The sequence below is a fragment of the Candidatus Zymogenaceae bacterium genome, from assembly GCA_016931225.1.
GTDB lineage: Bacteria > Desulfobacterota > Zymogenia > Zymogenales > Zymogenaceae > JAFGFE01.
The window spans coordinates 123,314-137,293 of the sequence record JAFGFE010000026.1; the positions used below are offsets into that span (position 1 = coordinate 123,314).

A 13,980-nucleotide genomic window follows, 5' to 3' on the forward strand; every position below is an offset into this window, starting at 1 on the left:
AAAATGAGCCCCGTTCTCGTTTCTTGATATGTGAATTTTTTCTGTCGTGTTGTGTAAAGGGGATGATCGGGTTTCGACGGGGGCCCGTTACCAGCCCAGCCCCGCCCTCGGATCGTAGGCGGACTGCTCGCCGAACTCTTTGAGGAGCCGTTTGCCGTCCTCGGGGATGTTCTTGGGGACGGAGATCTTAACGACGGCGAACATGTCCCCCCGGCCGCTCCCCTTCAGGCGGGGTGCGCCCTTGCCCTTGAGGCGCAATTTTTGACCCCCCTGGGTTCCCGGGGGGATCGTCAGGCGGGTGGGGCCGTCCACCGTGGGGATCGTCACCTGCGCGCCCAGGGCGGCCTCGGTGATGGAGATGGGGATGTCGATGTATATGTCGTCCCCCTCGCGGCGGAAGTAGGGGTGGGGTGCGATCTGGGTGACGATGAAGAGATCACCGGACGGGCCGCCGTTTATCCCCGGGCCGCCCTTCCCCTTGAGCCGGACCCGGGAGCCGTCATGGACGCCCTTGGGGATGGAGACGGTCAGGGTTTCGTTTCCTTTTCCTGTGTTCACGGATATGGTCGCGCTCTTTCCCCTTATCGCGTCCATGAAATCGATCTGCATGGAATACTGGAGATCCTCGCCCTTTCCGGGGCGCCGGGCGCGGCTGTAGGTACGCCGTCCACCGCCCGCGGCGCCGAACAGCTCGCTGAAGATATCGGAAAAGGACCCGAAGCTCTCTCCTCCGAAGGAGGAGCCGAAGTCGAACCCCTCAAAACCGCCGCCGGGTGCGCCCGAGCCGCTCCAGTGCCACCGGGCGCCGCCGGGCCCTCCGCCTCCCCGCCCCGAAAAATCACCCTGCCCGAAGGCCGCATGGCCGAACTGGTCATACATCTTCTTCTTCTCGGGGTTGGTCAGCACCTCATACGCCTCGGAGATCTCCTTGAACTTCTCCTCAGCGGCGGCGTCTCCCGGATTCATGTCCGGGTGATACTTGCGGGCAAGCTTCCGATAGGCTTTTTTTATGTCGTCGATCGAGGCGCTCCGGGAAATACCCAGCGCCTCGTAATAATCCATTTTGGACATCGCGCTTCACCATGGCTCAAAGAAAGATGTCCGACAATGCGGGATCACGTCTCTTTTATTTCTATGACTCTGGCCGTCGATTTTTCGGCCTTGGGGATATGTATTTCAAGGATTCCGTCGATGAATTTCGCGCTCACACCGCTCTGGTCGACCGTGGTCGGAAGAGAAAAGGTTCTGGAAAAAGAGCCGTACGACCGCTCGATGCGATGGTAGTTTTCCTCCTTGATATCCTTTTCGAACGTACGCTCTCCCGTGAGAATCAGGGTGTTGTCCGTGATCTCTATGGAAACGTCGTCTTTCTTCAGGCCGGGGAGTTCCGCCTTGAGCACGATCTCATCGTTCGTTTCGTATATGTCAACGGCGGGAGACCAGACCCCGGAGGCGAAGGATTGCTCGAAGACCCTGTTCCTGGAAATACTCTCCTCAAAGAGCCGATCCATGCGGTCCTGGAGCGTCAAGAGATCCCGAAACGGGTCCCACCTAATAAGAGCCATCGTGCACACCTCCTTTTTTTCATGTTCACGTGCCGGTAAATTGTAGCACGTCGTCTGTATTAATGTAAACACTATAACAATGAAAGTCAAGAGAGCCACAGGTTTCCTCTTGACATGATGTATCTCCGGGTATTACAGTACTTGCGAACAAGAGAGCGTATTCTTGACAAGGGGGATGTGGGATGTATCGTTTTACGCAAGTCTCAGGATCAATGTCCATATGTATCCTGATTGTGGTGTGTTTTCTGGCGGCGGGGTGTTCCGGAGTGGCGCATTCCCCGGAGGCGTGCAAGGACGCCGTGTTCGCCGCCCTGGAAAAAGACGACGCCGACGCCTTTTTTTCATACGTGCTCGAACCGCCGGAGGACAAGGACGATCGTGAAATGGAATTTTTATGGCTCAAGAGCAGGTTTGAGCCCTACATCGGGGGAGACGTCATAGAGACCGAAGAACGGGATGACCGGGTCATCATAAAGATCGCCCCGGCCGAGGGACGGGAAAATAGTGTCACGCTCGGCTTCCCGACGGCGCCGATGTCGTTCGGCTTTGTCGAACAGGACGGGTGGAAGCTGGACGTGAAATATACCGAGAAAATGCGCGACCTCCAGGATCTCTACCGCGGCATCATGGGCGGATGATCCGATTGAAGGTCCGAGGGGGGAAGGAGGGACGGGAAAACGGGGAGGGAACAAGAGACAGGGGGGGACGGAAGGGAAGGGAATGAATGGGAGGGCGAAAAGCGGCCCGCAATAAATGACGATTGGACGAAAAAAATCCCCGGTGTTCCGGGGATTTTTAATGGATGCATCGGCGTGTGTGCCGCTTTAGACCGATTGCAGGAATCAGTATCCCAACGCCTTCAGGACCCGCTCGTTGAAAATATCAGGGACCTCGCAGACCGGATTGTGCTCACCCTCCGGAATGGAGACGGTCGAGAGGTTCTTGAAATAAATGGCGACATGCTTGGTGAACTCACCCACGGGACCGAATGATTTCCCTCCCTGCACATAGATGGTGGGAATGTCGACCCGGTACGAGTTCAGATATTCGCTGAAATTCCTTCGGGCGAATTTTTCTATGGCCCTGAGAAATCCGAGGGAGCTTCTGACCGGTGTGCGCTCGAATCCCTCCCAGACATAGGGCCAGTCGTCCTCCAGCTTCGCCTGGACCGGCATGAACGAGTTGATCATGTTGAACCCGGTGATATTTTTGAACACCAGAGAGTAGATGACGGGCCCGATGACCGGGACAAGAAAGATATAGAGATATTTCGGGAAGTACGCGTGCACCTCGATGAGCACCAAACGTTTGAGATATTGGGGAAACTGCCGGGCGAACTCCATGGCCACGTTTCCACCAAGACAGTTGCCGAAGAGCGTCACGTTCTTCAGCTTCAGTTTGTCAAAAAATTTCTTTCCCAGTTCCACAAAATCCTGTATGGAAAATCCGGGCATGGAGTCGCTCTTGCTGTATCCGGGCCACGCCGGGCGGTAGACGGTGAAGTGCTTGGCGAACCCCTCGTGGCACAGGCCGAAGGTATCCTCATGGCCGATCCATCCGTGCCAGAAGACCAGCGGGGGACCGGAGCCGCTTATTTTATACGAGATATTACGGCCGTCGATTTCCACGGTGCGTCGTTCTTCAATCTCCGAATCAAAAGATCTGTTCGGCGTCTCCGTTTTCATACGAAAACCTCTTGTTGTGAAGGAAAAAAGTATATGGGGTGTCTTTCGGTGTGATTACGTTCGGGATCTCGATCCCACAGGAGGGAAGATATAATCTCTCTCGGATGTGTGGAGGCATGTCTCATCTGATAGCTGTTGTGTCTGTGAGTATGGAATTCTGGTGCTAAAAGTTAGACATAGTATAAGGATTTCGTGATATTCTTGCAAGGACAAATAACACTATATCACATTTTTTCCTCCATGTCGGCGTATATAGTAAAAATAAATAAATCTACGAAAATATTTGAAAAAAAGAGCGATTTTTGCTATAAATGTAAGATTACATACTTCATCGGAAGCGAGGTGATATCTTGGGAAGCGTAATCAAGAAGCGTCGAAAGAAAATGAGAAAACATAAATACAAAAAACTGCGGGACAAGATGCGTCATAAGCGTCGCCGCGGTCGATAAACCGCTGATATCCGTCGCCCGTGCCGCCGCCGGTCTCCTCCCTCTCTTCCCAACCTGGGAAACGGGGGAGGAGGTTTATCGGCGGCGAGTCGTTCATGGACGAAAAGAGGGAGGTATCTGCATATCGTATACTATCGTATACCGGTTTCTGTCCGTATGTGGAGAGCACACCTCTTCCGTAATGACGTCGGCCGGTCCCGACGGGATCTCTGTATGTCGGAACAACCCATACCCGGGATTGCACGGAAAGGGGCCGTGTGCGGCGGCGGGCGCATATACGTGAACGATCAGACAGGTACTGAAATCATCGAATTTCAAGAGGATTGAATCCGGGAAACGGGAGACGTCTTTCGGCGTCCCGTCTTGAGGGACCGACACGCGTGCAGGAAAAGCGACACATATTCATCACCGGGCTTCCCGGGGTCGGCAAGACAACCCTGATTCGAAGCATCACGGACGTGCTGACGGGAAAAAAGACCGGGTTTTTCACCCGGGAGGATCGATCGGGGGGACGTCGTATCGGGTTTACCATTGTCACCCTTGACGGGAATGAGACTCCCCTGGCGCGGAAATCGCCGGCCGGCGCGCATCGGATGGGGGCGTATCAGGTTTTCGTGGACAATCTCGAGAAACTGGCGATCCCCGCTATAAAGGCCGAGGCCGATATCATCGTCATCGACGAAATCGGAAAGATGGAATGTATGTCGGAGCCTTTCAAGCGGGCCGTGCTGAATGCTCTGGATGGAGACACCCGGGTGGTGGCGACCGTCGCCAAAAAGGGAGTGGGATTCATCAAGGACGTGAAGCATCGTCGGGACGTATCGCTCTTCGAGGTGACCGTCAAGAATCGAGATGCGATGACCATTATGCTGCGGAAGAAGCTCATCGATGCTGAAAATCCGGTATCCGAAGGCGAACGGGGAAGCGTCCGGTAGGAGGGTGCGATGAAGGTGGTTTCGGCGGAATTCGTGTCGTCGGCGGTGGAGCCGTCCGGGTATTACAAGGATGGATCGCTCCCCCAGGTCGCCTTCGCGGGCCGCTCCAACGTGGGGAAATCGTCCCTTATCAACCGACTGTGCGGCCGGAAGAAGCTGGCCCGGACATCCGGCACCCCCGGACGTACCCAGATGATAAACTTCTTCTCCATAAACGAGAGCCTCCTGTTCGTCGATCTGCCCGGATACGGGTACGCCAAGGTACCGGCGGATATCCAAAGGCGGTGGCGCCCGATGGTTAACAGCTACCTGGAGGACAATCCCGCCCTCAAACTCCTCGTTCTCATCGTGGATATCAGGCGGGGTCCGAAAGAAGAGGAACTGTCGCTCTTGGCGTGGCTTGCCGAGAACGGCGTACCGGCCCGGGTGGTGTTGACAAAGGCCGACAAACTGAAACGGGGGCAGATCGTCCGAGAGCGGGCGGCGGCGGCGGGGAGCATGGGCGCAAGCCCTGAGGAGTTGATACTCTTTTCTGCCGTCACCGGCCAGGGAAAAGAAGAGGTGTGGAAGGAAATCAGGAGCGCTGTCGGTGTCTGAAGCGATTACCCTTTCGTCTCCGGCCAAGGTGAATCTCTTTCTGAAGGTTACCGGGAGGCGGGCGGACGGATACCATACGCTCGTTACGGTCATGACAAAGGTCAGCCTGTACGATGAAATCATCATCGAGCTGGGCGGCCGGGGATTTACCATCACATCGTCGGATCAGACGGTACCCACGGACCGGAGAAACACGGTCCACCGGGCCGTGACGCTGCTGGCCGGGGAGACGGGCTTTTTGCCGGAAGAGGTGGGGATACGAATACACATCGAGAAAAACATCCCCTCCGAGGCCGGGCTGGGGGGAGGCAGCTCCAACGCGGCGGTGGTGATGGATGCCCTGAATGCACACCTTGCGTTGGGAATCAACCCCGACCGGCTGATGGCCCTGGCGGCACAGGTGGGGGCGGATGTGCCGTTTTTCCTGTTCGGGTCTCCCGCCCTGGCGACGGGGATCGGAGATGTGCTCGAGCCGATATCGGGCATCCCCCCGGCGTGGATGGTGATCGTCAAGCCCCCCCAGGGCGTCTCGACGGCCTGGGCATACGATCAACTTGATTTTAGGTTGACAGAAGAGAAAAAAAATATTATTATTCCGACGTTTTCTAATACGCTCACCAGTCTCATAGAAAACATGGTCAATGATTTCGAGACCGTGGTGATGCAGGGGGGGCCGGGTATGAGGGTGGACGAATTGAGGGGTAAGGGGGAAGAAATGAAAGGCGGGATGCACGGGACGCACCATGCGGGATTACCCGACATTTCCGCCGTCAAGGCCGAATTGAGGCGGCTTGGCTCGTTGGGGGCGCTCATGTCCGGCAGCGGGTCCGGAGTATTTGGGATCTTTCAGGGCCGAATGGAAGCCCAGAGGGCGTATGATGCGCTTTCAACCGATTCAAATAGAACCGTTTTTCTGGCGCATCATGTTTTCGATAGAGACTGATGACCGGGAACCCGAGATTAGCACTAACACGAGGCGTTGGAGGCATCCATGGAAATCACTGAGGTCAAGGTATTTCCCGTCAACGAGGAACGGTTGAAGGCGTATGCGACGATTACCTTTGATGACTGTTTCATCATCAGAGATTTGAAAATAATCAACGGCAACAGCGGTCTCTTTGTGGCCATGCCCAGCAAGAAAAGAAAGGACGGCACATTTCGAGATACCGCCCACCCTCTCAATAATGAAACAAGAGAAAAAATTGAGACAGTGGTAATCCAGGAGTACGAGAAAGAGCTTGAGAAGATGGAGGTAGAGGGCCCCAGCGATTATAACGAGGATATGATATAACCGGAGTGAGGCCCAGAGGGGCATCCTGACGTTTCGATGAGACGCCGTTGATCCATGTTATGGGTGCGCACTATTCGAATCGAATTGATGCGGCATAAAGAAAAGAAACAGGTGGGGTGTCGACAAGCGGTAAGTCACGGGATTTTGGATCCCGCATTCGGAGGTTCGAATCCTCCCACCCCAGCCAAATAAGTCATATACGTAACAGAGAAATAGAGCAGACAAAGCAGGAGCAGTGAAGAAAATCAGAGTTTTTACCGGTAACGCAAATCCGATCATGGCCCGGGAAATATGCGATTCGCTGGGAATCCCTCTGGGCAGGGCCGAGGTGTCTCTTTTTGCCGACGGCGAATCTTCTGTGGAAATTCATGAGAGCGTGCGGGGCATGCAGGCATTCGTGATACAGTCCACCTGTCCCCCGGTCAACAACAACCTCATGGAACTGTTGATAATGATCGACGCCTTGAAACGGGCGTCGGCGGAGGAGATCACCGCGGTGATCCCCTATTACGGATACGGGAGACAGGATCGGAAGGTCTTTCCCCGGGCGCCAATCACCGCGAAGCTGGTGGCGGATCTGATCGAAACCGCGGGCGCCGACCGGGTGATCTCCATGGAGATGCACGCGGGGCAGATCCAGGGATTTTTCAATATACCGGTGGATCATCTCTATTCCTCACCGGTGATGATAGAGTTTTTACGGGCAAACTACGGCAATGATATGGTCATCGTCTCGCCGGATTCCGGCGGCGTGGAGCGTGCTCGGGCGTATGCCAGACGACTGAGAGTGGGGCTGGCGATCATCGACAAGCGACGGGCGGGACCCAACGTGGCGGAGATCATGCATATCGTGGGAGAAGTGGAGGGAAAGAACGCCATCATTCTGGATGATATGGTGGATACCGCCGGTACCCTTGTGGGAGCGGCCCAGGCTTTGATGGATAACGGGGCGAACCGCGTGCTCGCGGCGTGCACCCATCCGGTTCTCTCGGGGCCAGCGCTTGATCGCATTGATGATTCTGTGATTGAGGAGCTGGTGGTGACGAACACCATTCCCCTGGGAGAGCGGGCATCGAAATCGAAGAGAATACAGGCATTATCCGTCTCCGTTATCTTTGCGGAGGCGATCAAAAGAGTATACGAGCGGGGTTCAGTCAGCGAGTTGTTTCTGGATTAACAACAGTATCGGTGAATTTCACCCCGCCGTACAGAAAATTTTTGGTAAATGTCGGGGGCTTACACAGCCCTCTTTCATTGGAATGAAGAGAGAAGACAGATGGAAATCGGTGAACTGAACGTACAAATGAGAGAAACCGTCGGCAAGGGACCGGCCCGAAAGCTCCGGGAAGAGGGGCTTGTGCCCGGTGTTGTGTATGGACAAAATGTGGAAGCCACAAAGATTATCATCGATCCGGCGGACATCAAGAAGGGTATCCGAACCCAGGGCGGCGCAAACCCGCTCTTTACGATCGTAGCCGAGGGTGAGGGCGCGAAGAACATCAACGGCAAGACGGTTGTTGTCAGGGAAATACAGCTCAACCCGATAAATTACGGCTATCTCCATGTGGACCTGGTGAGTATAGACGTCAAGCAGGAAATCACCGTCGAGGTGTCCCTAAACTACACCGGCAAGGCCGAAGGCGTGAAGGCGGGCGGCATCCTCCAGGAAATCAGACGGGTCGTCGAGTTGACCTCGCTGCCGGTGAATATTCCCCGCTCGATAGACGTGGACGTGACCGCAATGAAAATCGGGGATTCGCTTCACCTTGAGGATATAACGCTTCCCGAGGGGTGTCGTGTGGATACCGATATCAACTTCACCCTCGCGACCATCGCGGCGCCGAGAGGGCTTGAGGAAGCCGTGGAAGAGGGGGCCGCCGAAGAGCTTGTCGAGGGTGAAGAGGCCCCTGCGGAAACCGCAGAGGAACCCGAGACCCCCGAAGTCGAGGAATAGACATCCGAAAAGCGGGACGACGGCCGGGAATCATCATCTCCCGGACCGTACGGGATGGAGTTCTCCTCCGTATCGAACGAGGGGTGAAAAAGATCGAGGGGTGCCGAACAATAAATATATTATGCGGCGTCCCCGGAACAGGTTTTCACCCATCACCCGTCGATGAAAAGGCGTGCAGATGAAGGCCGTATTCGGTCTGGGAAATCCGGGTGATACGTATGCGAACACACGGCATAACATCGGATTTTTCGTCGTGGATGCGCTGGCGGAGTTGGTCGGCGTGAGGCTCTCCAAAAAGAAGTTCTCGGCCAAAACCGGGGAGATACATATCGGCGGAGAGCGGGTGTTCGTCGCCAAGCCTCAGACCTTTATGAATATATCGGGTCGGTCCGTCGCCCAGGCGGCCGGATTTTTTCGGTTGGAGGCGAGCGACATCATCGTGGTATACGATGACATGGATCTTGATTTCGGGAAGCTGCGCATCAGACCGGGAGGAGGCGCCGGCGGTCACCGGGGCGTGAAGTCGATCATCGACCAGTTGGGAGACGCCGACTTCACCCGGGTGAGGATCGGCATCGGAAGGCCGGAGGGATCGGACGGCAGCGCCGTCGGTCACGTGCTCGGTGCTTTTTCGAAAGGCGAGCGGGCGGGCCTTGATGAGATCATCGATCGGGCGGTTGATGCGGTGAGAACTATTATTATCAGCGGCACAAATGTGGCAATGAATCAATACAATGGGTAAGATCTGAGACACGAGTCAGGAGGTACATGATGAACCACAAGGTGGCGTTTATTGCGCCGATTATAGGTCTTTTTGGGCTGTTGATAGCCCTATTGATCTATCTCTTTATTAAAAAACAGGACGACGGAAATGAAATGATGCGGGACCTGGCCCAGCAGATACATGACGGTGCCATGGTCTTTCTTAAGAGGGAATACTCCATTCTCCTCGTATTTCTCGCCGTGATTGCGGTGCTTCTCGGTCTGTTTGTGGACACAAGCTGGAAGACCACAATATGCTACATCACCGGCGCTTTCTCTTCCATGATCGCCGGATTCATCGGCATGAAGGCGGCGACCCGGGCGAACGTCAGGACGTCCCAGGCTGCGGCCACCGACGGTCTGGAAAAAGCGCTGACCGTATCGTTTATGGGCGGCGTGGTGATGGGTCTTGCGGTGGCGAGTTTGGGACTCTTCGGCGTGGGACTGTTTTTCATCCTCTTCGGCAGGCCTGACACGGCCCTCTATATCAACGGCTTCGCCATGGGCGCCAGCTCCATCGCCCTGTTTGCCAGGGTCGGCGGCGGTATCTACACCAAGAGCGCCGACGTGGGCGCAGACCTGGTGGGCAAGGTCGAGGCGGGCATCCCTGAAGACGACCCGAGAAACCCGGGCGTCATCGCCGACAATGTGGGCGACAACGTGGGCGACATCGCCGGCATGGGCGCGGATATCTTCGAGTCCTATGTGGGCGCCATCATCGCAACGGTTGCCATCGCCGCCACGGCGACGATAGCAACCCTCGAAAGCGTGGTCAGCTCCGGTATCGTGATAGACGATACGACCGTAGAAGGCCTCAAGCTCAATCTGATGGCGCTACCCATCGTGATTGTGGCCTTCGGCCTGATCTGCTCGCTGGTGGGCATCTGGTCGGTGAAGATCTTCCGCAAGATCGGCCCCGCAGAAACCCTCAGGTACTCCACGTTCCTGGCGGCGGCCCTCTTCTTGGTGGGCGACTATTTCATCGCCAAGGCATTCGGCAGCACCGGTGCCTTCGTGGCGATCCTCTCCGGGAGCCTGGCGGGTGTGCTCATCGGCCTGGTGACCGAATGGTACACCTCTGATAACCAGTGGTTTACCAAGAACGTCCCGGTCCTTCGCGTGGCAGAGGCGTCCTCCACAGGACCCGCTACCAACATCATCACCGGTCTCGCCCTGGGGATGGAATCGACGATCGTTCCGCTTCTCATCATCTGCGTCGCGACGCTCCTTTCCTACTACTTCGCGGGTATCTACGGCATCGGCATCGCCGCCGTGGGTATGCTCGGTACGGTGGGAATCACCATGAGCGTGGACGCCTACGGCCCCGCGGCGGACAACGCCGGCGGCATCACCGAGATGGCGGGTCTGGGCGAGAACGTCAGAAAGATCACCGACAACCTGGACGCCCTGGGCAACACCACGGCGGCCCTGGGCAAGGGATTCGCCATCGGCTCCGCGGCCCTGACGGCCCTGGCCCTCTTTACCGCCTACACCCAGGCGTCTGGTCTTACGGTCATCGACCTGATTTCACCGATGGTGGTGGTGGGCCTCCTCATCGGCGCGATGATTCCCTTCTTCATCGGCTCCCGCACCATGACCGCCGTCGGCAAGGCCGCCATGCACATGGTTGAGGAGATCCGGCGTCAGTTCAGGGAAATCCCCGGCATTATGGAAGGAAAGGGCAAGCCCGATCCGGCCAAGTGCGTGGATATCGCCACCAAGGCGTCGCTCCGCTATATGATCATTCCGGGTCTCGTAGCGGTCATTATGCCCCCGCTGGTCGGCTTCATTCTGGGCAAGCAGGCCCTGGGAGGCATGCTGGCCGGCGCCACGGCGACCGGTGTTCTGATGGCCCTGTTCATGGCAAACGGCGGCGCCATCTGGGATAACGCCAAGAAGTACATTGAGAGCGGCGCTCAGGGCGGCAAGGGCTCTGATGCTCACAAGGCCGCGGTCGTGGGTGACACGGTCGGCGACCCCTTCAAGGACACGTCCGGCCCGTCCATGAACATTCTCATCAAGCTGATGAGCGTTGTCTCTCTGGTCATCGCGCCGGTGCTGGCAAACGTCGAAGGAGTGCTTTCAAAGCTGTTCTAAAAAACACTCTCGTGTAAAAAACAAAAAGGGGCGGTGATGGACACCGTCCCTTTTTTTGTTGTATGGAGGATCGAATATACTCCGCTCGCCGTCAGAAAGGGGGAGGAACCCCTCGGCACTATCTTAAAAGCGGATGTGCGGGGAATATCTTTTCCTTCGTAAAACGGATAACGATTTCTGTGGGCGACGGGCGGGCGCCGCACCCGGCGGGGTCGGAATCCCCCGGTGATTTAAACGAAGCGGCGGGACGACGCCGGCCCTCCCGTTCCATCCCCCTTCCCCCAACTTTCACATAATCGCTTTCTTTTTCAACTACTCCCCACACGTCGCGGGTGAAACGTGCGGGACAGGACGCCCAGCCGGCGTTGAATGGGGACCCTACGGTGAGTCCTTCACTTCGATGATGGTGCCTACGTCGTCTATAATGATGTGTGTGAAGTCTTCCGATTCCTTGTACCCGACCGACACATGCCAGGTGGGGTTTTTCTCGAACCGGAGATAGACGATGGACACCCAGAACTCCCGGGCCGTATCAAGCTCAGGAAACGACATTGATGTCATCGCGGCCTTCAGCGCGCCGTCATAGCCGAGGGTCGGGGCGACGCGTGTCTCGAGACGCCTTTTGATCTCGGTTTCGTCACGCCCTTTCAGCGCATCCCTGACGCGGTCGAAGTAAGTCTCGGTCATGACGATCGTCCGGGTGTTGTCGTCTATCACGTATTCCGCGATAATGGTATCCTTGATCATCAAACGCACGCCCCACAGGGCGTTTTGCGGGCGATTGCCGACCATCATCTTGGGGAACGCCTCCAGGATCTCGTCTTGTTCGAATTCCGGAGACGAGGCCGCAAGAGACACCACCTCCAGCACGTCCATGTTCATCTTTTTGGCATCACCGGTCGGGGGCGCGGAAGGAAGGGCCGTATCGCCCGGTCCCGGGGGTACGCCGGGTTCGGGGGTCGGGACCGGTTCGGGAGCGGGGGAAGGATCGGCGGTATCCGTCGGCGCCGGCGCGGCGCCTTCGGTGGTGTCTTCGATGATTATTTTCAACTCATCGTTGTCCGTGCCGCACCCGGCCCAGAACAATATGAATCCGAGGAAAGCAGCCAGGAGTATGAGACACATACGTCGTGTCGATTTCATGAATCGCCTCCGGTCGGTTTGATGTCTATGACGTCGAAGATGCGCACCTGGCGCAGGATGCCCTTGAGGGCCTGGGGAGGGAGCTCCCGGGCGGTGATGCGCCCTCCCGTCTTTCGATACGTGCTTTCGCTGATGAGTATCTGTCCCGGCAGGGTGACCGATTCCAGGCGCTGGGCCACGTTGACGGTGTCGCCGATGACGGTATACTCCATCTTTTTTTCGGAGCCGACGGTGCCCGCCACCGCCTCGCCCGTGTTTATACCCACTCCCATATTGATGGGGGGTTTGTTTTCGGCCTTCCTCCGCCTATTGACGGCGACCAGCGCCCGCTGCATCTCGTATGCCGCCAGCACGGCCCTCAGGGCGGGATTTTTCTGATCCAGCGGCGCGTTCCAGAACGCCATGACCGCGTCGCCGATGAACTTGTCCAGCACGCCCTCGTACTTGAAGATGATATCGATCATCACAGAGAAGTAATCGTTCAGGGTGGAAACCAGCTCCACCGGGGGGGTCTCCTCGGCCATGCGGGCAAACCCCCTGATGTCCGAAAACAGGACCGTCACCTCCCGCTTTTCCCCGGTCAGAATGATATCGTCCTTCTGTGAGAGGATCTTTTCCGCCACCTCCCGGGTGACGTATCGCTTGAATGTATCCTTGATGAACTCCCGTTCCTTCAGGCCGTCGGCCATGCCGTTGAAGGTGTCGGCGAGAAACCCGATTTCGTCGCCTGTGATCACGGCGACCTTCCGGGAAAAATCGCCGTCGGCCACCGACTCCATGCCGAGCACTAGATCGTGTATGGGATCGGTGAGCCTCTTTGCCAAAAGATACGAGCACGCCACCGCCGCGGCGATGAGGACGAGCGTGATCAGAACCGCCTTGAGGACCGTATTCAGAAGAATGCTCTTGTACAGGTTCAAAAGGTAATACCCGAGGTAGATGGTCGAGGTGACTGTTCCTGTCTCTTTGTCCGTGATCTCCACCTCCACCTTTCTCAGGCCGTGGACATCCCGATCCAAAAGCTCCTGGGGGGCGGTCACATCGCCCCCCTCACCCTCGATATGCACCCGGGGGTTGCCGGTGGAAACGATGAAACGGCCTTCATCGTCGGCGATGATCACGTAGACCAGGTCGAGGTTGTATTCTTTCGTGTCGAACCTGACCGTGTAGAGGGACCGGACCCATCCGTCCAGAGCCTTGACGGGCATGCTGTCCATGGCAAGCTTGATCATGGCGGCGGTATTGGCCATGCGGAGATCGGCGTCGTCTTTCTTCTGGTTTATCTCCCGTCTGACGGTGATGGCAGTGGCCAGCACCATGGATATCGTCACCAGGATCGACGCCAGCAGGGCGATCTTGTACGTCAGGCTCAGTCCGGGCGTTTTCTTTTGCCCCGCAACCTTTTTTTTCGGCGTGACGATGGGAGTTTTCGGCGTGTGTGCCATGGCGTGAATCCTCAATATATCCCGACGGCGAGCGGCCCCCGGTACCTGCGGGGATCG

General features: G+C 56.8%; 15 protein-coding genes and 1 tRNA gene. 11 read left to right on the forward strand and 5 right to left on the reverse strand.

Annotated elements, in window-relative coordinates; all coding sequences use genetic code 11:
* Nucleotides 1–87 precede the first annotated feature (87 nt).
* Both JW885_11175 and JW885_11180 read right to left on the reverse strand, forming a co-directional pair.
* The gene (locus JW885_11175; protein MBN1882727.1) at nt 88–1,071 is read right to left on the reverse strand and encodes a DnaJ domain-containing protein; all 984 of its coding nucleotides are present in this window, start codon (nt 1,069–1,071) and stop codon (nt 88–90) included.
* A gap of 44 nt (nt 1,072–1,115) precedes the next feature.
* Nucleotides 1,116–1,565 (reverse strand): Hsp20/alpha crystallin family protein, encoded by a 450-nt coding sequence (locus JW885_11180; protein ID MBN1882728.1) that lies wholly within the window; start codon nt 1,563–1,565, stop codon nt 1,116–1,118.
* Nucleotides 1,566–1,777: 212 nt separating this feature from the next.
* Here JW885_11180 and JW885_11185 point away from each other — a divergent pair, with 212 nt between their 5' ends.
* Nucleotides 1,778–2,203 carry a hypothetical protein gene (locus JW885_11185; GenBank protein MBN1882729.1) on the forward strand — a complete coding sequence of 142 codons (426 nt, stop codon included), beginning with the start codon at nt 1,778–1,780 and terminating at the stop codon, nt 2,201–2,203.
* A gap of 204 nt (nt 2,204–2,407) precedes the next feature.
* On the opposite strand, the gene JW885_11190 is transcribed toward JW885_11185, so the two are convergent.
* Complete coding sequence (locus JW885_11190; protein MBN1882730.1) at nt 2,408–3,250, reverse strand: alpha/beta hydrolase; 843 nt, start codon at nt 3,248–3,250, stop codon at nt 2,408–2,410.
* 350 nt (nt 3,251–3,600) lie between these two features.
* Here JW885_11190 and JW885_11195 point away from each other — a divergent pair, with 350 nt between their 5' ends.
* The 10 genes from JW885_11195 (at nt 3,601) to JW885_11240 (ending at nt 11,335) form a co-directional block, all read left to right on the forward strand.
* Complete coding sequence (locus JW885_11195; GenBank protein MBN1882731.1) at nt 3,601–3,699, forward strand: AURKAIP1/COX24 domain-containing protein; 99 nt, start codon at nt 3,601–3,603, stop codon at nt 3,697–3,699.
* A 380-nt stretch (nt 3,700–4,079) separates the two neighbouring features.
* Nucleotides 4,080–4,634 (forward strand): NTPase, encoded by a 555-nt coding sequence (locus JW885_11200; GenBank protein ID MBN1882732.1) that lies wholly within the window; start codon nt 4,080–4,082, stop codon nt 4,632–4,634.
* A gap of 9 nt (nt 4,635–4,643) precedes the next feature.
* A complete protein-coding gene (locus JW885_11205; protein ID MBN1882733.1) occupies nt 4,644–5,231 on the forward strand; it encodes a YihA family ribosome biogenesis GTP-binding protein in 588 nt (195 codons plus the stop codon).
* Nucleotides 5,224–6,174 carry a 4-(cytidine 5'-diphospho)-2-C-methyl-D-erythritol kinase gene (gene ispE / locus JW885_11210; GenBank protein ID MBN1882734.1) on the forward strand — a complete coding sequence of 317 codons (951 nt, stop codon included), beginning with the start codon at nt 5,224–5,226 and terminating at the stop codon, nt 6,172–6,174. Before JW885_11205 ends, ispE begins: the two co-directional genes overlap by 8 nt.
* A 48-nt stretch (nt 6,175–6,222) precedes the next feature.
* Nucleotides 6,223–6,522, forward strand: a complete 300-nt coding sequence (gene spoVG, locus JW885_11215) for a septation regulator SpoVG (GenBank protein ID MBN1882735.1) — start codon at nt 6,223–6,225, stop codon at nt 6,520–6,522.
* 112 nt (nt 6,523–6,634) lie between these two features.
* A tRNA-Gln gene (locus tag JW885_11220) sits at nt 6,635–6,709 on the forward strand.
* 48 nt (nt 6,710–6,757) lie between these two features.
* Nucleotides 6,758–7,699 (forward strand): ribose-phosphate pyrophosphokinase, encoded by a 942-nt coding sequence (locus tag JW885_11225; protein MBN1882736.1) that lies wholly within the window; start codon nt 6,758–6,760, stop codon nt 7,697–7,699.
* Nucleotides 7,700–7,798: 99 nt separating this feature from the next.
* On the forward strand, nt 7,799–8,476 hold the full coding sequence (locus tag JW885_11230) for a 50S ribosomal protein L25/general stress protein Ctc (protein MBN1882737.1): 678 nt from the start codon (nt 7,799–7,801) through the stop codon (nt 8,474–8,476).
* Between the two features lie 178 nt (nt 8,477–8,654).
* Nucleotides 8,655–9,218 carry an aminoacyl-tRNA hydrolase gene (locus tag JW885_11235; protein ID MBN1882738.1) on the forward strand — a complete coding sequence of 188 codons (564 nt, stop codon included), beginning with the start codon at nt 8,655–8,657 and terminating at the stop codon, nt 9,216–9,218.
* Between the two features lie 29 nt (nt 9,219–9,247).
* Nucleotides 9,248–11,335: a sodium-translocating pyrophosphatase gene (locus tag JW885_11240; protein ID MBN1882739.1), complete on the forward strand. Its 2,088-nt coding sequence runs from the start codon at nt 9,248–9,250 to the stop codon at nt 11,333–11,335.
* A 378-nt stretch (nt 11,336–11,713) separates the two neighbouring features.
* Here the strand turns inward: JW885_11240 and JW885_11245 are convergent, their stop codons facing one another.
* A complete protein-coding gene (locus JW885_11245) occupies nt 11,714–12,478 on the reverse strand; it encodes a hypothetical protein (GenBank protein MBN1882740.1) in 765 nt (254 codons plus the stop codon).
* Complete coding sequence (locus JW885_11250; protein ID MBN1882741.1) at nt 12,475–13,923, reverse strand: adenylate/guanylate cyclase domain-containing protein; 1,449 nt, start codon at nt 13,921–13,923, stop codon at nt 12,475–12,477. Before JW885_11250 ends, JW885_11245 begins: the two co-directional genes overlap by 4 nt.
* Nucleotides 13,924–13,980 lie beyond the last annotated feature (57 nt).